The 21,723-nt window shown below is 52.1% G+C and carries 15 protein-coding genes; 9 read left to right on the top strand and 6 right to left on the bottom strand.

Annotation, left to right across the window (positions count from 1 at the left end):
- Positions 1–13: 13 nt before the first annotated feature.
- The 6 genes from EXE48_RS13290 to EXE48_RS13315 all read left to right on the top strand — a co-directional run bounded on the left by EXE48_RS13290 (position 14) and on the right by EXE48_RS13315 (position 10,441).
- Positions 14–1,399, top strand: a complete 1,386-nt coding sequence (locus tag EXE48_RS13290) for an AlbA family DNA-binding domain-containing protein (protein WP_137711758.1) — start codon at positions 14–16, stop codon at positions 1,397–1,399.
- Positions 1,400–1,473: 74 nt separating this feature from the next.
- Positions 1,474–1,665, top strand: a complete 192-nt coding sequence (locus tag EXE48_RS13295; RefSeq protein ID WP_089308955.1) for a hypothetical protein — start codon at positions 1,474–1,476, stop codon at positions 1,663–1,665.
- A gap of 3 nt (positions 1,666–1,668) precedes the next feature.
- A complete protein-coding gene (locus tag EXE48_RS13300; RefSeq protein ID WP_137711759.1) occupies positions 1,669–5,802 on the top strand; it encodes an Eco57I restriction-modification methylase domain-containing protein in 4,134 nt (1,377 codons plus the stop codon).
- The gene (locus EXE48_RS13305; protein ID WP_137711760.1) at positions 5,799–8,738 is read left to right on the top strand and encodes a helicase-related protein; all 2,940 of its coding nucleotides are present in this window, start codon (positions 5,799–5,801) and stop codon (positions 8,736–8,738) included. Before EXE48_RS13300 ends, EXE48_RS13305 begins: the two co-directional genes overlap by 4 nt.
- Entirely contained in the window at positions 8,735–9,280 is a 546-nt protein-coding gene (locus EXE48_RS13310; RefSeq protein WP_089308958.1) for a TATA-box-binding protein, read from the top strand. The genes EXE48_RS13305 and EXE48_RS13310 overlap by 4 nt, the downstream gene beginning before the upstream one ends.
- A 147-nt stretch (positions 9,281–9,427) precedes the next feature.
- Entirely contained in the window at positions 9,428–10,441 is a 1,014-nt protein-coding gene (locus EXE48_RS13315; RefSeq protein WP_137711761.1) for a metallophosphoesterase family protein, read from the top strand.
- Between the two features lie 592 nt (positions 10,442–11,033).
- On the opposite strand, the gene EXE48_RS13325 is transcribed toward EXE48_RS13315, so the two are convergent.
- On the bottom strand, positions 11,034–12,833 hold the full coding sequence (locus tag EXE48_RS13325; RefSeq protein ID WP_089308961.1) for a DUF262 domain-containing protein: 1,800 nt from the start codon (positions 12,831–12,833) through the stop codon (positions 11,034–11,036).
- 230 nt (positions 12,834–13,063) lie between these two features.
- Between EXE48_RS13325 and EXE48_RS13330 the strand changes: the two genes are divergently transcribed.
- The gene (locus EXE48_RS13330; RefSeq protein ID WP_199236392.1) at positions 13,064–13,885 is read left to right on the top strand and encodes a recombinase family protein; all 822 of its coding nucleotides are present in this window, start codon (positions 13,064–13,066) and stop codon (positions 13,883–13,885) included.
- A 45-nt stretch (positions 13,886–13,930) separates the two neighbouring features.
- Here EXE48_RS13330 and EXE48_RS13335 read toward each other — a convergent pair whose 3' ends face one another.
- The 3 genes from EXE48_RS13335 to EXE48_RS13345 all read right to left on the bottom strand — a co-directional run bounded on the left by EXE48_RS13335 (position 13,931) and on the right by EXE48_RS13345 (position 18,999).
- Positions 13,931–14,308: a hypothetical protein gene (locus EXE48_RS13335; protein WP_241992004.1), complete on the bottom strand. Its 378-nt coding sequence runs from the start codon at positions 14,306–14,308 to the stop codon at positions 13,931–13,933.
- 95 nt (positions 14,309–14,403) lie between these two features.
- Positions 14,404–16,146 (bottom strand): hypothetical protein, encoded by a 1,743-nt coding sequence (locus tag EXE48_RS13340; RefSeq protein WP_137711763.1) that lies wholly within the window; start codon positions 16,144–16,146, stop codon positions 14,404–14,406.
- A 354-nt stretch (positions 16,147–16,500) separates the two neighbouring features.
- On the bottom strand, positions 16,501–18,999 hold the full coding sequence (locus tag EXE48_RS13345) for a hybrid sensor histidine kinase/response regulator (protein ID WP_137711764.1): 2,499 nt from the start codon (positions 18,997–18,999) through the stop codon (positions 16,501–16,503).
- 369 nt (positions 19,000–19,368) lie between these two features.
- Between EXE48_RS13345 and EXE48_RS18800 the strand changes: the two genes are divergently transcribed.
- Positions 19,369–19,521: a hypothetical protein gene (locus EXE48_RS18800; protein WP_179231132.1), complete on the top strand. Its 153-nt coding sequence runs from the start codon at positions 19,369–19,371 to the stop codon at positions 19,519–19,521.
- Positions 19,514–20,194, top strand: a complete 681-nt coding sequence (locus tag EXE48_RS13350; protein ID WP_137711765.1) for a serine integrase family protein — start codon at positions 19,514–19,516, stop codon at positions 20,192–20,194. Before EXE48_RS18800 ends, EXE48_RS13350 begins: the two co-directional genes overlap by 8 nt.
- Positions 20,195–20,234: 40 nt before the next feature.
- Here the strand turns inward: EXE48_RS13350 and EXE48_RS13355 are convergent, their stop codons facing one another.
- Both EXE48_RS13355 and EXE48_RS13360 read right to left on the bottom strand, forming a co-directional pair.
- Positions 20,235–20,759 (bottom strand): hypothetical protein, encoded by a 525-nt coding sequence (locus EXE48_RS13355; RefSeq protein ID WP_137711766.1) that lies wholly within the window; start codon positions 20,757–20,759, stop codon positions 20,235–20,237.
- 319 nt (positions 20,760–21,078) lie between these two features.
- On the bottom strand, positions 21,079–21,723 hold a 645-nt coding region (locus EXE48_RS13360), incomplete at its 5' end, for a sensor histidine kinase (RefSeq protein WP_137711767.1).

Below are 21,723 nucleotides of genomic sequence, written 5' to 3' on the forward strand. Positions count from 1 at the left end.
TGTTACATAAGAGATGCTTAGAGAGGAAGTTGAACAGCTGGCCGGTGAACTTACCGGCGACGAACACGCTTGGGTTGACCTGAAACGTCACTATCCTATCGACGAGGACCGTGGAAACGAAAAGAAAGCAGATTTTGTCAAGGATATCGCTGCGATGGCTAACACAGTCACTCTACAGCCAGATTACAGCCTTCGCTTCCTAAACGAGGATGAACGTTACATTCTAATCGGTGTAGATGACTCCGGAGACATAGTCGGAACCACGGAAGACCTCAGTGGATATTCCAGTCTATTGGAAGTCGATACATCCACGCCTCAGAACACGCTGGCAGATTACCTGACACCGACTCCTGACGTCGAGATTCACAAGTACGACGATACGGAGCCGTTCCTCTGCCTTATCGTCGTCGAAGCCTACGATTCACCTCCGGTCACTATCAGCCGGGAGTTGGGGTCTGAACTGTCGCGGGGAGACGTCTATATTCGAGATGGGGACAGAAACCGTCCGGCCCGACGGGAGGACTACCAAGATTTTGTCCAGTTCCACCTAGAAAAAGAGCGTGACTACATCACGGATGGGATCCAGCAGGTGGTCGGAATGAATATTGACTACCTCAGGGATCTGGGCGAGGTTCGAGAAGTCGAGGCGGAAGATGATGATAACGTGATTCCTGTGAGCCCCGGCGAGGACGGACCAGATATCCAGTCCTCTTTGATCGATCCTATCGAACTTGACAGCGTATCCCGGGAATTGAACGCGGACGTGACCAAATGGAGGCGTAGAGACCGACACTGCTGTAGCGAAGAAAGTCTGTACGACTACTACCTCAACACAGCCCAATTAGATTTAGCTGAGGAGCAGTTGGCCTTCCTTGTCCAGAGTTCGTGGAACAACGGACATCTCGGCTCGTTCTGGGTGTGGAAGATGGAGTCAAAGGATCCGCTCCTCCATGCGATCGAGAACACGAATATCCGTTCAATGGAGAGCAACCACACGCTCTACTTGGGCCAGCTCTTGGCCTGTCTCGGTTCAGAGGATACGACAGAGCAGCTCGTAGACTACACCAAAATGAACGACCATTCCTACAGAGGTCACGGGTCGATCGTCCTCCGTTGTGTAGAAGAGTCGGAACCCGATCACGCTTTGAGGTCGACAGGTACTACGGCCGCAAACAGTTTCGAGACGCCGGATTGGACCTTGTCGACGATGGATCCTGTAGAACTGATAGAGGTAATCGAGACGGTCTGTTCTGAGCTTCGCTCGGTTATTATCGAATCCCCAGAAGCCAGTCCATCTGGTTTGAAGGGTTGGATGAGGAATGCTGAGACATATCTGGCATATCAGGATGATATGAGGGATGACCTGGATGAAAGGATCCGGTCGAACTTCGAGGCTTAGCTGAGAGTGATCATTGGAATGGTTAGTCGAAGAAAAGTCTATATGTCTGCCCGCATTCGGCCGTGTCATACGTGATGACCCGCAAACAAGTCGGGCGAAATGCCGGGAACTCGGGGCGGATCAACGTCTCCGGTTCCGAACTTGACAAACTCGGTCTCGAGATCGGTGACGCGGTTGACGTCGAAGTTGCCGACGCGACGGCCGTCGCGCATGCCCTCATCGACAGCAAGGATTCGGACGAATTTCTCATAGTGACCCCTGTCTAACTGATGCAAAGTTCACTCACCTACCGTACGAATCGTGACCTGTTCTCTAACTACTATCTCGACGAGCATCTCCCCGAGACGGAGGAGTGGGACGAGGTTGACGACGACGAACTAGAAGCCGCATACGACGAGATTGTCGATCTCTACGACCGGGAGAAGAGCACGGCCCCGAAGCGGAATGAGTCCCAGCTGGAGGAGAAGTTCATTCGGCCGATGTTCCGGAAGCTGGGGATTCCCTTTGAGGTCGAGGAGAGCACGAGCCGGACACAGCGTCGACCGGACTACGGCTTCTTCGAAACCGAAGACGCCGCGCGTGACGCCTTCGAGCGCCGCGAAGGGGGTGGCGACTTCTACGAGAACGCGGTCGCTGTCGCCGACGCTAAGCGCTGGGGACGCCCGCTTGACACGCGCGGGAGCGGTGAGCATGAGCGCGACTTCGAGAACCCAAGTTACCAGATCCACGTCTACCTCCAGGAGACACCCGCTCGATGGGCAGTGCTGACGGACGGGAAGAAGTGGCGGCTCTACTACGGGCCGACGAGCCACCGTCTCGACTCCTATTACGAGGTCGACCTGCCTACCGTCCTCGAGAAGGGAGATCTTGAGGACTTCAAATACTTCTACCTCTTCTTCCGGCATAGTGCGTTTCTTGAAGACTCCGGTGGCGACTGCTTCCTCGACGACGTCTATGATGAGTCCAATGTCTTCGCCCAAGATCTCGGGGAAGACCTCCAAGATAACATCTACGAGGCGATCAAGGTACTCTCTGAGGGATATCTCCAGTATCCGGAGAATGACCTTGACGAGACTGATCTCGACCGTATCCACGACTCCTCGCTCATCTACCTCTACAGGCTCATCTTCGTTCTTTACGCAGAGGCCGAGGGGCGTGAACTGCTAGACACGAGTAACGATATTTACGAGGAGTCCTACAGTCTCAACTCTCTCAAACAGGAGATCGCTGAAGAACTCGATAGTGGAGATCCGAAGTACCGTGATTGGCGGAATAATCTCCAAACGCGGCTAGATGAGCTCTTCATGCTGATCGACCAGGGGAGTAAATCCCGTGGTATTCCGGAGGAGGACCTGTACATCCCGGCCTACAACGGCGGTCTATTCCGTACAGATCCGGATGAAGATGGCAGCCCTGAAGCGAAGTTCCTCGCTAATCACGATGTTGGTGACGCCTACTTAGCGAAGGTTGTCGAGCTCCTCACTCGAAGCCAGAACAGCAACGGCGGTGGGAAGATCTTCGTCGATTACTCTTCCCTTGATGTCCGTCACCTCGGGAGCATCTATGAGGGTCTGCTAGAGTACCAGCTCAACGTCGCCGACGAATCACTATCACTAGACGACGGTGAGTACGTGAGCGCTGATGAGGACGAAGATATAGTCGTGCAGGAGGGTGAAGTGTACCTGACGACTGGTAGCGGTGAGCGGAAGGCTACTGGGTCGTACTATACGCCGGAGTACGTTGTTGAGTACATCGTCGAGAACACGCTCGAACCGCTAATCGACGACATACGAGCGGATCTCGCCGGTCGGAGCGCTCGGGGTGACGACCGTGGATTCGCCGCGGAGTTTGCTGAGCGTATCTTTGATTTGAAGATTCTCGACCCGGCGATGGGAAGCGGGCATTTCCTCACGAGCACTATTGACTACCTGGCCCGCGAGATAATCGACGCCCAAGAGAAGCAAGCTGCACAGCAGGGTATCGAGACTGTCGACGAAGGCCACGATATCAACTGGGCTCGTCGACAAGTCGCTCAGCGCTGTATTTACGGAGTTGATCTGAACCCACTCGCCGTCGAGTTATCCAAGGTCTCCTTGTGGCTGCGGACGCTTGCCGCCGAGCAACCGCTTGCGTTCCTCGACCACCATCTGAAGACCGGGAACTCGCTCGTTGGAAGTGACATCGAGGAGATCGAGGAACTGGAGTCGGACAGTGGTGGCGACGAGCAGAATGCTTCACTCGCAGACTTCGGCGTGGCTCGAAAAGGGACGATTGAGCAGTTGATGCGGATATACGAGGATTTCATCGCCATTGAGAATCAGGAGCTTGCGGACGTCAAGGAGATGGAGGCTAAGTATGACGAATTCGAGCGGAACAAGCTCCGAAAGCGGCTTGAGGCGATGACGAACGTCCATACTGCCGAAGACTTTGGGCTGGATAACCTACCAAGCGATGCCTATGAGCGGATGGCGGCGGCGATGGAAGACGATGACGAGTGGGAACAAATCGAACAGATGCAATGGTTCGAAGATGCGCAACAGTGGGCCGATGATGACGACTACTTCCACTGGAAACTAGAGTATCCGGAAGCCTTCTATGACGAGGACGGATCGGAAGTCTCCAACCCTGGTTTCGATGCGGTAATTGGTAATCCGCCCTATGTTCGAATGGAACAGATTAAGCCTCTAAAGCCATTCCTGTCCGCGAATTACGAAGTTCACGATAGCCGTGTTGATCTTTACGGCTACTTCATGGAACGCAGCCTGGAGTTATGCGCATCGAAGTACGGTGTGATTGTGTCGAACAAATGGATGCGGGCAAAGTATGGTGAAAATCTAAGAGAACTTCTCAGCAGACATCAGGTAGAACAGATCCTTGACTTTGGTGATTTGGAGGTATTCCCAGGAATTTCGACTTATCCTACAATCCTCATTATGAACACTCGAAAGGAGTTCACAGATGATGTTCAGGTGGCTCAATTTGAAACTCTCGACTTTACGAGTCTGTCTGAGGCATTTGAGGCCCAAGCAATCGATCTCCCATCAGATTACTTTGGGAAAGAAAAGTGGTCGATGGGATCGGTAGATGAAGAACGGATCAAACGTAATTTAGATTCCAATGGGGTACACCTCTCAGAATATATTACCGACGAACTTGGAATTACGAAAGTAAATGACGGTATCGGGTGGGGAATCAAAACAGGTGGTAACGATGCGTTCATTATCGATGAGGCGAAACGCAGGGAACTCATTGATGCCGACTCCAAATCTGAAGAGATTATTAAACCTCTAATTAAAGGAACGGACCTCTCCAAGTATCATATTGATTTCCAAGACCGGTATCTAATCTATGCAAAGCAGGGCATTCAGATTGATCAATATCCTGCGGTGAAAGAGCATCTTGAAAACTACAAAGAGCAGATTGGTAGTACTGCGACCAACGAAGAATGGTACGAACTGATGCAAGGCCAAGCCGAGTATCAGCCGTTCTTCGATTCTGCGAAGATCTGTTATCCGGATATCTCGAAAGAATGTAGCTTCGCAATGGATAGCGAGGGATATTACCTAGCAAATACATGTTATTTCATTCCTTCTGACTCTAATGCCCTGCTAGCTGTATTGAATTCAACACCGATCAATTGGTACTACCAGTTTGTGACTTCGGAGTATCGCGGTGGCTACCAGAGGTCATTCACGCATGCGATAAAGAACCTCCCCGTTCCCACTGCTCTCCTGGAAGGGGATGCTGGTGACAGATTAGCGAACTTGGCTGAAAAGATGACAACAACTCAGAAACAGAGAGCTGCCATCAATCTGGCACTTGTTGATTACATCACTCCGTATGAGAACGGTACTGAGCTGGCCAAACTAACTGGGTATCAGCCACCAGCTGGTACTTCGGAAAATATTCTGTCGGAAACAACCGAAAGTCGGGAGAATTTGCGAGTTGGTTCAGTGCAGGTCAAAAACTCGGGTGCGAAGCTAACCGTTGAAATAAGTGCGAGGTATAAACCAGAGAATCCTGAAGAATACGACACTGATCGGTGGGGGTATGCCGAAACTGAACTCCTACCAGCAATGGAGTTCGTTGGCCTGAATGAGAAGACTATGGCCCTTGTAGAAGAATTTGTGCCGTACGCTGTTGAAGAAGCAGGCGGATTTGCAGAGTTCCGTGAGAACGCGACAACGACAAAATCACTAATTGATCGTCTTAAAGAGCTAACCCTCCCCCAGCTAAGTGAGATTGAAGATGACCTTGAGAGGTATTTAGAGAGAAAGAAGGAAGCCAAAGAATTGGAGCAAAAACAGAACGCCACTAACGAGAAAATCGATGAAATCGTCTATGACCTATTCGGGCTCGAACAAGACGATCTTGAAATCATCGAATCTTCACTTGAGGAATGACTGACTTCGAGGTTGGGGATCACGTTCAGTTCGCTGGAGGACAGGGCGAGATCACGAAGATCGAAGACCGCCCAAACGGGGGTCAGCTCCTCCACGTTTACACCACGGAGGGTGGACTCCGGAAACTCCCGAGTGGCCTGCCCCACATCGAGCGGATCGACTCTATCGTCGACAGGCTCGCAGCTCGACAGATCGATTCTCCGATCCACCATGACCTTCGGGGACGTGCAACCCGCCTTGACCTCGCATATCGGTACAACCGATTCCTGTCGCTGACGAACAACCGGATCGAGATAGAACCGTATCAGGTCCAAGCTGCTTACGAGATACTCAATTCGTACGACCACCGATACCTCATCGGTGACGAAGTCGGACTCGGGAAGACAATCGAGGCCGGTATCGTTATCGAGGAGCTCATCGCCCGCGGTCGTGCCCAACGGGTCCTGATCGTTGCGCCAGCGCCGCTTACCGTACAGTGGCAACAGGAAATGCGCGAGAAGTTCGACCGGAACTTCGTTATTTACGACCGCGAGACTGTTCGTACCCACCGGAAATCCCACCCGAACCAGAACGTCTGGCTACAGGAAGACCTCATCATCACGTCCGTCGACTTTGCGAAGCAGGACGACGTTCTCGAAGCACTCCGTAACCTCGATGTCCCTTGGGACGTCGCGGTATTCGACGAGGCCCACCACCTTACCGCCCGCCGGTCGAGCGACGACTCCATCGAACGCACTCAACGCTACACGGTCGGGGAAGCGGTGGCTGATAACTCCGACGCACTCCTACTCCTCACGGGGACGCCGCACAAGGGGAAGTCCGACCAGTTCTACTTCCTGGTGAGCCTGCTCGATCCGTATCGCTTCGGTCACGAGTCGCAGATCCACCCGGACGGGCTCGAAGACCTGATGATCCGCCGGCTGAAGGAGGATATGTACGAGACTGACGGGACGCGTATGTTCCCCGAAAAGAACATCGAAGCGTTGGGTGTCAATATGTCGCGGGCCGAGCGGAAGCTGTACGACGACGTCACCGAGTACATCCGCGAGTACTACAACCTCGCTCAGCAGGAGGAAAACAAGGCGGCGGGGTTTACGATGGTTATCTACCAGAAGCGCCTCGTGTCCAGTATATACGCCATCCAGAAGTCCCTGGAAAATCGGATGCGTGCTATCCAGAACGACGCGGTCGCGGAGGATTTGCCCGACGACGTCCAGGAACTCATCCCACGGTACAGCACCGAACCGGAGATGATGACCGACGCCGAGCGCGAGCGCGTCGAGGAGGCGCTGGAGACGGTCACAGTCACGCTGAATCAGTCACAGATACAGGAAGAACTCGACCGCGTCAAACAGCTCTGGCGGCAAGCTAAGGATATTGAGACCGATTCGAAGGCTCGGATGCTCAAGCAGTTTGTCGACCAGATTCTAACCGAGGACCCCGATGAGAAAATTCTCATCTTCACCGAATACACTGACACCCTTGAGTACCTCCGCGATCAGGTTTTCGCTGAATACAATATCGCGCAGGTTTACGGTGACTTGGATCAGGAGCGCCGTCGACAAGAAATGGCTGACTTCGAGAACGAGAAAAGTATAATGGTTGCGACAGATGCGGCCCAGGAGGGGCTGAATCTCCAGTTTGCGCATATCCTGTGTAATTTCGATTTGCCGTGGTCACCGACTAGAATCGATCAACGAATGGGACGACTACACCGATACGGGCAGGAACGGACAGTCGAGATTCGGAACCTCTTCTTCAAGAATACACGGGAAAGCGAGATCCTGAACCTGCTAGTCGAGAAGACGGATCAGATCGAATCCGACCTCGGGATGCGATCCGATGTGCTTGGTCGGGTTCTGGAAAACGTCGATCTCGACGATACGATTATGGCCGCAATCGCTGAAGATCGTCCTACAGACGAGGTTGTCGCTGATATCGACGAGACCATCGAGGAACGAAAGAACGCACTGGAAACGGTTGAGAATGAGTTCCTCATCCGGGATCGATTCGATCTCTCCGACGAGGATGACGAGATCCTCGACGTGATTGAACGGAGTCAACACGGCGACGTCAGCGAAGACGATATCGAAGTTCTGGTCCGTGAGTTCTTCGACGAATTCGGCGGCGACATCCGTGGCGTGCGTCCTGGCCCAGCTCGTGCCGGCGGAGACGTGTTTCAACTCGACGTTCCAGATGTTCTCTCCGGGGATCAAATCGCGGGACGATACGAGCAAGCGACATTCACACGCCAAGTAGCGATGGAGGAAGACGAAGTCGAATTCATTGCCCTGGACCATCCGCTCGTACAGTCACTCATTGAGTTCTGCTTGGACTCGAACCGTATCGGCGGACAGGTCGCTATGAAAGTAGCCGCTGATGGAGAGTCCACTCCTGGTATCCTGTTCACGTATCGGTTGGGATACGTTTCTGGGGCCGGCGAAGCGGTAACGGAAAAACTGGTTCCACTCTATGTCACGTCCGAAGGTGAAGTGGGGACGAAGAAGCCGGAGTTTGTGGACACGCTCCCACCGGGGGAAGTCGGCCCTGCGCCGGTTCTTGAACAGTTAGCGTCGACGGCAGAGGAACTGCACAGTATTGCGGAGATGGAAGCGTGGGAGCAGGTTGAATCGTTCGCTGAGGAAGCACGTGAGGAGCGTGAACGAGAAGTTGAAATCAAGCGTGAACACGCTGAACAGCACTTCGAGGAAGAAATTAGCGAGTGGGAGGAGCGTCTGGAAACCTATCGACACCAGGACGAGCAGGGAAAGGATATGTCAGCACCAATCGGGAACGCAAAGCGTGAGCTTGAGTCGCTTCGCCGTGAGCGTGACGATGAATTAGCCCGATTAGACGAGGAAAAACACGTTACCCCTGAGGAGCCAAAGTTGGTCACTGCATCACTGGTCGTCGACAGCCACCCGGGTGAACGATGACTGTCGAGATTGCGAACGTCGTCGGCTCCGGCGATCTTGGAGTAGAACTGGATGTTGAAGCCGTGGAAGCCGACTTGTCGACGCCATACTCGGAATACGATCCGTCAAACTACCATGGTCTTTACGTACGCCTCGAAGAAGACGGACCACTCATCACAATATATCGGAGCGGGAAGTACATCATCAGTGGGTGCTCCAGTAAGGAGTTGTTACACGAGACGAATGAAGCGTTTCAGAGGTTGCTCGCAGATTTGGACGTTATCGAAGAAAACGCGCAGATAGGATTCACCATCCAAAATGTCGTTTGTACGGCGATGCTTGATGAACCGGTCTCTCTGAATGCCCTTACAATCGGATTAGGATTAGAAGTGACAGAGTATGAACCCGAGCAGTTCCCCGGCCTGGTTTACCGACCCGCAGAAATCGGTGCCGTGTTGCTGGTATTCGCTAACGGAAAGATGGTTATCACGGGTGCTAAGAACGTCGAAACAGCTGAATCAGCGTACAAAAACCTCCAATCGAAGGTTCACGCACTGGTTTAGTCGCAGCGGCTCTATTGAAATACTCAGCAAGTGATCCATTCTAATCTGGTTGAGGTCGGGACACTCTCTCTACGTTCTGTCGTTTGGGTGCTGTTCAGACACACTCAGTGAGAAGGCTCATTACCCCTTCGAGACTCTCCAGAGAGAGTGGAAGAGGTAGAGACAACGGATATCACGGTACGAGTGCTGGGGCCACCTAAGTTTGATCGACACAGCAATCACGAAATTCTCGTTGAAGATGCCGATGGACGGCTTTCCGACTTTCGGGTGTGGAGCAAGCACCACGGTCAGGTCGAGTGGCGAGTCGGATCGACGTATGAGTTAGAAGGGGTCAAGCGGAATCCTGTCGAGGCCAACAAGGCCCGGTACGAGACCGCTGCGAATACACAGATTTCGAGAGTAGGACACCCCCAAACTCCGGACGTGAGTCTTCTCCACGTGAGTGACACCCACCTCGGTCGCCCTTCGACCGATAAGGAACATATGGGGAATGCGAATCAGCTGGAGCGATTTCTCGACGCAGTCAACCTCGCGGTCAGATCACGGGTGGATGCGATCATCCACAGCGGCGATATTTTCGACGACGATGTCGATGAAGCGACCGTGCAGGTTGTCGAAGAACACGTCGATCTGTTGGCCGACACCGGCATTCCGATCTACTACGTTCGAGGCAATCACGGGTGTGACCGAGGAGACGCGTTTCTTCGATCACAGACTGACGCTGGCCGAATGATACATCTTTCAAATGAGCCTCAGTTGCTCGGTGAGGGAACTCTCGCCGTCTACGGGATGGATGCTGATGGATCTACGAACGGACTCTCGGAAGTAGCCCCTGCCGGTGACACACCACAGGACGCGTACCGGCTGTTGGCGTGGCACGAGGCCGTCGAGCCCATCGCCAGAGATGGAGTCTCAATTAGGGATCTGGTGGAGGCTAGCGAAGTCGAACTGGATGCACTCGCCCTAGGCGATTTACACAAGCACAAGCGAGCCTACATTGGTGATGTCTACAAGGACACAGGGGAGCGGTTTCGCGCGTTTTACGCCGGCGCGATCACGGGTATCGCGCGAAAATCGGAAGGGTACGAACCTGCTGTATGGCTACTACAGATAACCGACGGTACGCTTGAGCGGTATCGACTACCCCTTCGACCTCGATAGTGGCCTCCCTCCACGATGATACGAACTATTCGTACTTTCAGCGACCGGATGTTTCAGCCTGAATTGTGTCTGATGGTGAATATTTCGTCAAAAGCCTGCTGAGTCACTTCGCAGAGGTCCTTCAGTCCCCCCGTGGATCACCAACCGGTATTTCACCATACTCTGGGCATGAGACCCACCCCTGTCCGAACGCACCGCCCATTCCTTTGTCCGGGCTCCATTCGTGTTCATCCCCACAGTGTGGACACTCTACCAGCGGTGGGTCGATCTCAAGTGCCTCTTGTTGAACGAAGTGATTGCCTTGGTAGGAACTACACTGTTGACAGACGTTTCCCCAGACCTTCTTGCCAAGAGTATTACTATAGACTCGTTCAACGGGCGTCTCATACTTCGCTAATACATCTCCGATAGGCGTATCGAGATGATCATTTCGTGGCCATACCACAGGCGTTTGCTCACCACACTGCCAGCAGTCTGTTTCCCACGTCAGCAATTTCTGGCGATCAACCGGGAGATCGTCTGGGAGCATAATAGAGTGGTTCTACTCTGATTGAATATTTGATTCTTTGGCTCTGCTTCCCGACTACGATTTTCAATTGAACGTGTTAATAATGTGATCTCGAAGCATCGCTTCACGTCGCTCAATAAACTCGGGAAAATTCTCCAGTTCGTACAACCGGTCATCAGTCGGGATGTGGTGGCGGTCGTAGTAATGGTCACTTCGCGTTGAGATCCACTCGTCAAACGGTCTATCGCTCTTCGACTGGTTTTCTTCGATTAGCTGGAGGTTCGCAACGTGATCTCGCAAGGAAGCGTACCGTTCTGCCTTGCTCGGATCGAACCCATAATTCTCGATGAGATTATCCTTCTCTAAAAGGCTTCTCGGGAAGATGTGATCCACTTCGTGTGAATCGTCAAGGGCGGGGTCAGGGTAGTATAGAACCGACAGGAGCAGGTAGATCTTCGTACTATTGTAGTCCGTCTCTTCAAATAGATCCTCTATGATTTCCTGATTGAATCCAACAGCCTTCCCGCGGGTCCGAATTTCACGCTGTATCCGCTCTAACGGGAACTCACTGTCATCTGCCTCTGTTATGGCATCACGCGCATCCTCAATAATCTGGTCTGGTCGGGAGTTAAAATTGCTGTTGAGGAGTGCAGAGCAGAGCCATTCGAGGATACGTGGTCGAACCTGTACACCGAGCTGGGAATCTGTCGTCAGGGACGGGTTCCCGTTATGGTAGAAGTAGAAGACCAGAGGGATGAGCGCATTTCGGCTTGTCAGACTCCTGCCTGTAATCCCAAAGTCGCTAATTAATTCGATAGTGGACTCAATTGCGTCTTGAACTCCCCCGTCAGCCCAAATCTCCTTCATCAAGGCCAGATTCTCGTGTGTGAATGTCCGAATTTGGTACTCAGCGGAGAGGTTTGTAACGACGAGAAGTGATTTCAGAACGAAGTCGCTACCGAAATCGTATCCCTCGTCGACATACGTCTGATTAAGATTCCCGACGAATTTGTTGATTTCCTCTTTCGCATCAATTGGATCGCCTTCATCCGAGGCCCAGTATGAGGTAGCAATTGACAGAAGAATCTCGGACTTACTAAGCTGTGTACCCCCTTCGTTCGCCCGGACGAAGATGTCTAAAATCCGCTCGTTATCCTGGTTCCCTTCTTCGTAGTAGTTCACGATATCTCGGGCGTGAACGGCATTGTAGAGGGTTGTGAGGTTCTTGAGGATGTAGTGTTCCTCCGCATCAGAAATGCTTTCTAGTTCATCGGCAATCTCGTTTGCCCGTGTCATTGCTTTCTCCAGTGTATCGACTTCCAGAATGTCACCGACGCGGAACCAGTACGCCTCGCTGGACTGTGTCGGGTCGGGCTCTTTGAATTTGAAATCGTATCGGAGCTTCAGGTGGTCTTCAGTTTGATCACCGGGATTTGAGAGAAGGTTGAGATAGAGCTGTTTCCGTGTCCAGGAGTCCGGGTTTTTCCGCTGACGATATTTTTGCTTCTCGACGTATGTTCCTTGGAGTCCGATGTAGAATGAAGAGAGGCGTTGTTGACCGTCGACGACGAGTGAAATTGAGTCTGGGAGCTGCTCGTATTCAGGAACTTTGGGATTCCGATGGTGGACGTTGTCGAACTCGTCCGGATAGATACTATCTTCAATGTGGTTTCGGACGAAGTAGTACTTGATCTGATTGTTAGCGAAGTCCCCATTGAGGTTCCAGAAAATGAATGAACCGATTGGGTACTCGCGGAGGACGGAATCGAATAACTGAACGATCTGTTCCGTGTCCCAGACGAACTCTCGCTGGATCGCCGGTAGAAAGATAGACTCGTTTATTTCTGGCAGAACCTGCTTGATTGTCCGAGACTGGTAACCCATGGAAGATGATCACTTCATCTCGCGCATTAGTCGTTTATATTGATTGGAGAAATCAGGGGTCGCTACCGACAGGCTATACCCATTATACACGCTCCTTGGCCCACCAAGTCAGAACACATCCTTGTTCTCAGTCTTTGTCAACCGTTCTCAATATGAACCGAAAAGGTAGTGGTTTACACGGAACCGCAGTAATCCCCACTTGTTTAATACAATAGCACGTCCTCGAAAACGTGAGCGAAAACGGACCCTCAGACGCAGCAATCTACGCCCGAGTTTCGACATCGGACCAGGACGTCTCTCGGCAGCTCGACGAAGCCCACGAACATCTGGAGCGTCTCGGTGTCAAAGACATCGAGGAGTATCCCGAAATCGTCTCCGGCGCCGCCGACACCGACACTCGTGAGGTGTACAACCGACTCCTCAACGATGTCAAGACGGGACAGTTCGACCTCGTGGTCGTTCACGAAATCAGCCGACTTTCTCGGCTCGGTCCGACTGAGATTCACGAGTTCATCCAACACTGCTTAGAACACGACACTGGCGTCGAGGCCCTCGACGTCGGGCTGAAGATTCACGTTGATGACGGGGAGCTCCAGCAAACGATATACAGCATGGTCGCTCGGTTGATGGGCGACCTCGCCCAGATCGAACACCAGCAAAAACTCCAGCGGATACGGTCGGGCGTCCGCGCCGCACAGTCCGCCGGAAAGTGGACCGGGAGGCCGCCAGCAGGGTTCGTCGTCGAGGACGGCTACCTCCGCGTTGATCCGGCCGAGTTCCTACACGTCCGGGAGGCCCTCACCCGTGTCGACCGCGGTGAGTCGTTCGCGACTGTCGCCGGCGACACCGACATCGCCGAGTCGACGCTCCGGAGTCTCCACCAAGATCGGCGCGACCTCTACCTCGGCGGCGAAGCTGAAGACGACCGCGTCGACGAGGCGCTCACCGACGTCCGTCCGCTGAAGGATGTAAGGGCCGAGGATCCCAACCTCGAAGAGCTGCGCGAACGCGTCGAGCGGTTAGAGGAGGCCACGGACATCAACAACCGCTAGCGCCTCTACCCACCCCCTCAATCGGCTCAACGGTTTACGTTCCTATCAGACCGAGAGATCTACCTCTCTACTTTCCCACTTCTCTTCTACCTCATCTACTGACTTCTCGTTGTCAACCACGTCGGCTAAGTCGCGGAGGTACTCTACGATGTCATCGTTTTCTACGTCCCATCGCTGGTCTGAGATGGATTTGAGACTCGTCGCTAGCTCACGGGCTTCGTCAGCCGTGTAAGCTGCGTCAGTCTCGCCTATATCAATGATGACGGCAAACTCGTTGTCGGTGATGCTGAGGTTCAGCGACGACACCTCGCCGTCAATAATGCTGCTCGATACCCTGTCCTGAAGATCGGACTCATACATTATGTAGTCGGTCTTGTCGGTCCCATTTGAAATCGGGGGCATCGTCAGGGTCGGAGCGGTCAACTTTCGACCGAGGACAGGGTACTCCTTTGACCCGGGCTACTCTACTGATGGGGACTTAGGGGTTACAAGTTTCCACAATGGATTTATTGACTTTACTACAATATCACTGGAGTTCCTACAATGACAACTGTTGATACAATCGAAATCACAAGCCCCAGAATAATCAGCAAAAATGCCTGTTTAAATGAGAAATCCCTGATTTGAGTGTTGATTAGTCTTCCAATAGCTACCACACCAAACAAAACAGTCCCTAGTATAGCAGTTACAATACCACCAAGCGCTCCTATTCCCCCAATCATAACTAGGGACGCACTTGGTAGGCTGGAGATGGAATCAGAATCATCTGTATCTGTTGGGGAAGTCTGAGTACTGGCATCTTGATCTGTAGATCGAGTGGCACCAGATTCATCCGTATTTCTCTGAGATGTCTGAGAGTCAGTATCTTGATCTGAAGATTGAGTGCTACCAGATCCATCTGTATTACTTTGAGACGCCTGAGAGTTTGTACTCTGATCTGTGGCTTGCTGGTCCTCTTGCTTGTTTGTAGATTTATCTGTTCTCGGTTGCCCTTGTTGAATGGCTTCAGACTCTTCTGCCGTCGTTCTTAACTGCTGCTCAAATCGATTGGTAAGTGAGTCACGTGTATCTATAATTTCAGGTGGGACATTTTCTGAATCAGAACGGTCTGTTTGCTTGACTTCGTAGATCAATAACCCATATTTCCTATCAGTACCAGGATCAACATCTTCAGCTTCGACAACCTCTCCAGTAACAACCACCTCATTATGATTAAATTCGACCGGTTGGGTTTGTACACGATTTGAGATACCAGCAGTCAACAACCGATTATCCTCGTCATATAGTAAGCCAGCCTCGATAACAGTATCAGCTACTGCTGGTATACAACCCACATTTGGCACAAAGAATGTGTCCGGAGAGCAGTCAGACGCAGCAACCAGACTTTCTTTTACTGAAATTCTTGTCGACGCTAATGACGACTCAACGGTTACAATGTCTCCAGAACTATGTTCTCCTGCTTGAATATCTTCTAACGTAGTCTCGGTACCTTCGATAGTCACATCAGATATAAAGAAGGTGTGTTGAGGGCCTTCGTCAACTACGGCAAGTGTTACTGTAGCTTCAGCATCCACCCAATAATCATTTTGACCACTGAGTCCAATGGCTCGCGTTTGCGATCCAATCGACCCAGTTGCTTCTCGTAGATCATCAGTCTCTGCCATCTCACGAGTAAATGATCTTGCACTATCACCAATGGCTCCCTCCCCTAACAATGGAGTACTTACCGGAGTGAGTGAACCAGTACGGTACGTTGAGACAACCTCTCCATCTAGTGTGTCACTGTTTGCTGTTAGCTGTCGATACTCTGTCGTGACCTTTACTAGTTTATTTTCGACGCTTTCTGGGTTATTTTGTAAGGTATCTATAGTAACCGTGGAGTCTGGCTCTTTCGTTACCTCCACACTGTCTGCCACCATTACCGCATCGATCTTTGCGTTTCCCCGCCGCGGTATATTATCACCATATAGCTTCCCAGAGGCTTCGATTGACCCAGTAGCAACCGGCTCATCAGTTGTGACCACAACCGTCCCCTTATCGTCAGAATACGCGATGACTGTATTCTCTTTAAGATCTACTCCTCGAATTTCTTTTACTCGCTCCCTAATGTCTGCGGTCTCTTCTGGCCCAGCGTCAACACTAACACCAGTTATTTCATCGGAGCGTAATATATCCCCTGCGACTGGGCTTGCTACCGAAACAGTAGCTATGAAGATAACAACACAAAGAGTCAAAACGGCAAATGAACGAATTCGAAACATCAAGGTCTCCCCATAAGAATATTACATAGCCAAATTAGTACGGGGTAAGTAGCTATTATGTTATCACCACTTGATTTTCTTTCTCTTGGAACCATATCGAATCATGCCAACAGTTCTATATATACCCTATGTGGGAATTATTAGAGGAGATATTTTGATAGAACCCATGAAGGGACGTTATGCGATTTTGTATGATGCTCTTCTGTAGGAGATTGTTGATACAGTCGTCGTAGCTGAGTGGGAACACTAACCGACTTTCTAAGCACCTCTACCGTGGACCCCCAATTTGATTCACGCACCCGCAAATCGCAAGACTACAGTCTATCAGCAATGTGCTACACAAGAGTGTAACGTCTATTCATTTACGAAATTAACGTTCGTGATCTCAAACCGTGCTCCACCGTCCGTCCCGTCCGTAACGCGAATCTGCCAGTCGTGAGCATTGACAATCTGTTTGACAATATTCAGTCCGAACCCAGTTCCATTTGCCGACTGCGAGTAGCCGACCTCAAAGACAGCGTTGCGTTCGTCGGTCGGAATGCCTGCCCCATCGTCTTCAACATAGAACCCGTCAGTTAGTTCTCCGACCGTCACTGTCACTTCTGGCCCACCGTGTTCAACCGCGTTTCGAAACAGGTTCTCAAATACTTGCTTGAGACGACTGCTATCTGCCCACACGGTTCGATCGACGGTAGTAATTACGCGTCCCTGCTCCATCTGAACGTTCTCCCGACACCTGTCAGCTATCGTCGCGAGATCAACCGGCTGAGTGTCACTCACTTCTTTATTATCCCGAGCCAAAATGAGAAGATCTTCAATCAGCGCCTCCATCCGATCTAGTGCTCGGCGGACACTGTCGAGATGGTCGCTGTCACACTCGTCGGCCACCAAGTCGAGATGCCCGGTAGCAACGTTCAGCGGGTTCCGAAGATCGTGTGACACAACGCTGGCGAACTCCTCTAGTCTCTGTTGGCGTTCTATCCGCTGAGTAATATCCTGAAACGTGCCGCGCACACCAACGATTTTGCCATCCTCACGCCAGGGCTCGCCGCGGGTACGGACCCATCGCACCTCATCGTCAGCTGTGACGATGCGCGACTCCAAGTCGTATGGTTCCCCGTCAGTTAACACTCGCTCGACGGCTTCCTGAATCGTTGTCTGATCTTCGGGATGATAGAACTCGACTGCGTTCTCGACTGTTGGTTCGAAGTCTATGTTGACGCCGTGAATCCGGTAGACTTCCTCGGTCCACCGGAGTGACTCTGTTCGGCGGTCAAGCTCCCAGCCACCGACATCTGCGACGGTTTGGGTCTGTGAAAGGAACTCGTTGGCCTGCTCAAGTTCTTGACGTTGCTGCTTGCGTGCCGTGACATCACGATATAACCATATGTTCGCTTCACCTTCGGACAGGGTATATGGCACGTAATCACGTTCCAACACGCGACCATCTGTGAGTTGGAGTTCCTCGTTTTGAACCAGCTCCCGCTGTTCGAGTCGCTCGGAAATCACTTCGATGAACGCCTCTGGGTCGGTGAATCGGGATTTAAATTCTTCAGCTGCTGTGGCGCAGTCGCGTCCAATTACTTCCTCGCTGTCGATTGGGACGCCAAGTGTTTCGCCTAACTGGTCGTTTGCCATGAGTACGTCACGTTCAGCGTCTTCAACGAGTACGCCCATCGGTAGATTTTCGACGATTGTACGAAGAACAGTATTTGTCTGCTCAAGCTCTTGTTTGCGCTCTTTACGCTCGCTGATATCACGCAAAATCCCAACTGACCCCTCGAAAGACTCCCCTTCGTAGGGTAAGACGCCCATGTGATCCTCACAGGGGATTGGATCACCTTTGGCGGGCTGGACCTCAATCTCGAACTGTACACTATCGGGGCCGTTCGACGAAAGAAGCCTTCCGAGGTGATCTTCCGAGCGGTCGACCACCTCCGATGATTTAATTAGTGATGGTGACGCTCCAATAATTCTCTCACGGTCGTACCCAACTATTTCGATGAACGCGTCGTTCACGTATTCGAAGTGTCCTGTTTCATCAAGTACGTAGACCGGGTCGTTGAGAGTCTCGACAAGTGTTCGAAATTGAGTGAGTGCCATCTCCTGTTCCTGTTCCACAGAGCGATCCCGTACCGAACAGACTAGCTCACTGGTGTCCGTCTGGGCAACGGTATGATCCTCGACGAAGGTCGTCCCATCGGCCCGGAGCCCAGTCGTCTCCCCGCTCCAGTAGCCGTCTTCGGCGACAGTCGGCAAAATAACGTCCCGCACCATCGCTGTGTCGCTGTCGGGGTAGATCAGTTCCCAGTGTTTGCCCTCCATCTCGTCGGGGTCATATCCGTAGATGTCTGCGTAGGCCTGATTGACGTAAATATACTCATCGTTCTCATTAAGGATGCTGATTCCTTCTTGCGCCGTTTCAATGGCTTTGCGCTGCCGTTTGCGCTCTTTCTCTGCACGATATCGTTCGACGGCGTTTCGTAGTCGGTTCGCCAATACAGTATACTGGTCAGCCACACGCTTTTTCTGGAGATAGTCAGTCACGCCAGCGGAGATAGCTTCACCAGCAATCTCCTCAGAACCCTTGCCCGTAAACAGCACGAATGGCAGGTCAGGGGAGTTCTCTCGGACAGATTTGAGAAACTCAATACCGTTCTGTGAAGGCATATCATAATCAGAGACGATACAGTCAAAGTCGCCACAAGAAAGGTGTTCTAGCCCCTCACTGGCGCTCGTCGCTGTCGTGACGGTGAAGTTATCATCCTCGCGTTTCAGAAACTCCGCAGTTAACTCAGCGAAGTCTGGTTCATCGTCGACATGAAGCACGTGGATGCTTGCTTCACTGTTCATGAACCAATACAACCATGGCTGGATAATAACACTATTCAAGCATTTCTCAAGACAGAAATTCGGAGGGTCGCTGACACGCGGCGTTTCACTGGGATAGCGGTGGAAACTCGACGGCACAGCTGACACTCGCTGACTCCGTTAGCCTTTGCGTAGCACATTGTTGATGGACTGCGGTCTTTCGGTTTGCGGTGTGTGAATCAAATTGGGAGTTCACGGTAGAGATGCTTAGAAGGTCGATTAGTTCCCCCGCTCAACTAGCGACGACTGTACCAACAATCTCCTACAGAAGAGCGACCGTACAGAAAACGGGGGTTTTCTGAACACCCACATTAGAACTAAGTATAGGCCTGAATATAGCCCTATACAACGATGGCAAAAACGCGAGTCAGCCAAGGAGCAAACGGCCAGTACAAAGTGACGGTGCCAAAGGGGCTCGCAGAGGCGATGGAACTCGACGGGAAGCGGCTCGACTGGAAGGTCAAATCGGGGAGCTCCCTAGAGGTGACAGTGGTCGATGAGTAAGGCGCTCGCGTGGATCCGGAAGTCGAAGGGCGATGATTCGGACGTCGGCCTTGAAGAGCAGCGTGAGCTAGTACCAGCACTCGCGAACGAAGTAGCTGATGAGGTGGAGGTCCTCGACCTCGGCGTCCACACCGGCTTCTCGACGATGACCCGCGACGACCCAGCAGGGCTCCTCGACCAGAACGAACGCGTCCACGAGCGCGTCGAAGAGCTGCAGACTGGCGAGTACTCACATCTCGTGGCACTGGATGATCGCCGTGTGTGCCGCGACGGGTACTTTTCGGTGATTCAGTACGCCGCCGAGCAGGGTAACGCTGAGATCGTCTACGTCGGCGACGTGAACGAGGACGATCTCACGTTCGATCTAAAGCGACGCATCGAGCGAGACACGAAAGAAGATGAACTCGAGAAATCACGCCGAGCGGTCCGCCGCCGGATCAAAGAGGGGTATGATCACGGCCGCCCGCGATTTGGAATGACCTACGACGATGCCGGACACTACCAAGTGCCGGGAGAGGAGTTCGACACCGTCATGGAGATCTTCCAGCTCGACAATGCTGGGAAGAGTCGTCGAGAGATTGCGGACACAGTTGACATCCCGGTTGCGACTATTCAGAACGTCCTTGACCGGCGTGAATGGTACATCAATCGCGAGCAGATGGCAGAATCGTAGACACCCGGAATGTCCTAATGCGATCGCAAAGGTAGCCCATTCATCTCTCGAATTCTCCGAGTGCTAGATCTACCTCATGAACACCATGTATGTCTTGATATTTCATTCTCGCCGTCTCGATGAATCTGTTCACTTGACCGGATCTTGGTCCCCAGTGTGTGATATCAACTCCAAATTCATTTTCCAGCACGTACCCACCACCAAGGCTCACGACAGAGGCAAGGATCAATATGGGTAACCATCCTTTCGGACCAACTAGAATAACGAGTGCTACCGGGAGCGAAGAGTAGAGTGAGTATGCTGGGAGGTTGTACAGAATGCCAGTTTTCCAATTGATTGCGTACGCCACAAAGCCACAGATCCCGAAGACGAGCCCCAAATTGCCGTATGAAACTAAGAGCGAGGGCCTCTGTTCCAGTGATAGTATGTGGACATTCAGAGCGATTGTGTTCGTGAAGACCGTCACTCGGCTCACGTAGTGTTTTTCGACCGCGAACCCTACGAGCAGCAACGCGAGTACCGAGAGCTTCGGTCCAAAAAGCTGGATCAACGCCTCAATAAACATGTCTATTGTATAATCAGACTACAATTTTATCATTATGAGGGTTAGCTCTCGTCACATCGCCCGCTAGCAATTGTGTTCGGTACTCGGTAATCCTACAACAGATAGCTAGATTCGGTCTGTAACAATTACTATACCCGGCTGAGGAGAGTATTTTGTAGTCAAATACCGGATTCTAACACATCCAGAGACGGTTGTGTTGAAATCCGTAGTCGCTGATAGTTCGTCGAGGTCGTACAGAATACAGAGCGCTTATTCCGTACGCTGCGCTCAGAAGTTGAAGTCGCACTTCTCAGTCATGGGTCGAGCATTGTCTAAACACTCACACGAACTCTCCCTGTTCAGACATCTCGAACTCAAACCGTGCTCCACCATCGGTTCCATCGGCTACAGATAGCTCCCAGCCGTGGGCTTCCACGATTCGTTTTACGATAGTCAACCCGAAACCAGTGCCACCCTGTGCCGACGAATGTCCCGGTTCAAACACCTCGTCACGCTTTTCGACTGGAATTCCTGGTCCATTGTCTTCGACGTAGATCCCAAGTTCGTTGTGACAGCCAACACGAACGGTCACGTCGGATCCACCGTGTTCAACAGCGTTTCGGAACAGGTTCTCGAACACGTGGCGTAACCGGTCAGGGTCTGCTTGAAGGGTCATTTCGTCGACTATTTCGATGGCTGCCTCGCCTGTGTCTACTGTTGCCCAGCATTTCCCGACGAGGTTAGTCAAACTGACCGACTCTGTTTCGCTTATTGTGTCGCCTTGGCGAGCAAGCGTCAACGTATCCTCGACGATCGCCTCCATCCGGTCAAGCGCCTGTAGTAGTGGATCAAGATGCTCGCTTTCTCCCTGCTCAGCAAGGAGTGCAGCGCGACCCTGTGCGACGTTGAGCGGACTGCGCAAATCGTGGGAGATAACACTCGCAAACTCTCCAAGCCGCTCGTTCTGCTGACGTAGTTGTCGCTC

The organism is Halorubrum sp. ASP1 (genome assembly GCF_005435135.1).
Classification (GTDB): Archaea; Halobacteriota; Halobacteria; order Halobacteriales; family Haloferacaceae; genus Halorubrum; species Halorubrum tropicale.

What these genes read in the sequence shown, in the direction of transcription:
- EXE48_RS13340 (WP_137711763.1), bottom strand. Translation starts at nt 16,146, where the DNA reads ATGTTTCGAATTCGTTCATTTGCCGTTTTGACTCTTTGTGTTGTTATC.
- EXE48_RS13290 (WP_137711758.1), top strand. Translation starts at nt 14, where the DNA reads ATGCTTAGAGAGGAAGTTGAACAGCTGGCCGGTGAACTTACCGGCGAC.
- EXE48_RS13305 (WP_137711760.1), top strand. Translation starts at nt 5,799, where the DNA reads ATGACTGACTTCGAGGTTGGGGATCACGTTCAGTTCGCTGGAGGACAG.
- EXE48_RS13355 (WP_137711766.1), bottom strand. Translation starts at nt 20,759, where the DNA reads ATGTTTATTGAGGCGTTGATCCAGCTTTTTGGACCGAAGCTCTCGGTA.
- EXE48_RS13345 (WP_137711764.1), bottom strand. Translation starts at nt 18,999, where the DNA reads ATGAACAGTGAAGCAAGCATCCACGTGCTTCATGTCGACGATGAACCA.
- EXE48_RS18800 (WP_179231132.1), top strand. Translation starts at nt 19,369, where the DNA reads ATGGCAAAAACGCGAGTCAGCCAAGGAGCAAACGGCCAGTACAAAGTG.
- EXE48_RS13300 (WP_137711759.1), top strand. Translation starts at nt 1,669, where the DNA reads ATGCAAAGTTCACTCACCTACCGTACGAATCGTGACCTGTTCTCTAAC.
- EXE48_RS13310 (WP_089308958.1), top strand. Translation starts at nt 8,735, where the DNA reads ATGACTGTCGAGATTGCGAACGTCGTCGGCTCCGGCGATCTTGGAGTA.
- EXE48_RS13295 (WP_089308955.1), top strand. Translation starts at nt 1,474, where the DNA reads ATGACCCGCAAACAAGTCGGGCGAAATGCCGGGAACTCGGGGCGGATC.
- EXE48_RS13350 (WP_137711765.1), top strand. Translation starts at nt 19,514, where the DNA reads ATGAGTAAGGCGCTCGCGTGGATCCGGAAGTCGAAGGGCGATGATTCG.
- EXE48_RS13325 (WP_089308961.1), bottom strand. Translation starts at nt 12,833, where the DNA reads ATGGGTTACCAGTCTCGGACAATCAAGCAGGTTCTGCCAGAAATAAAC.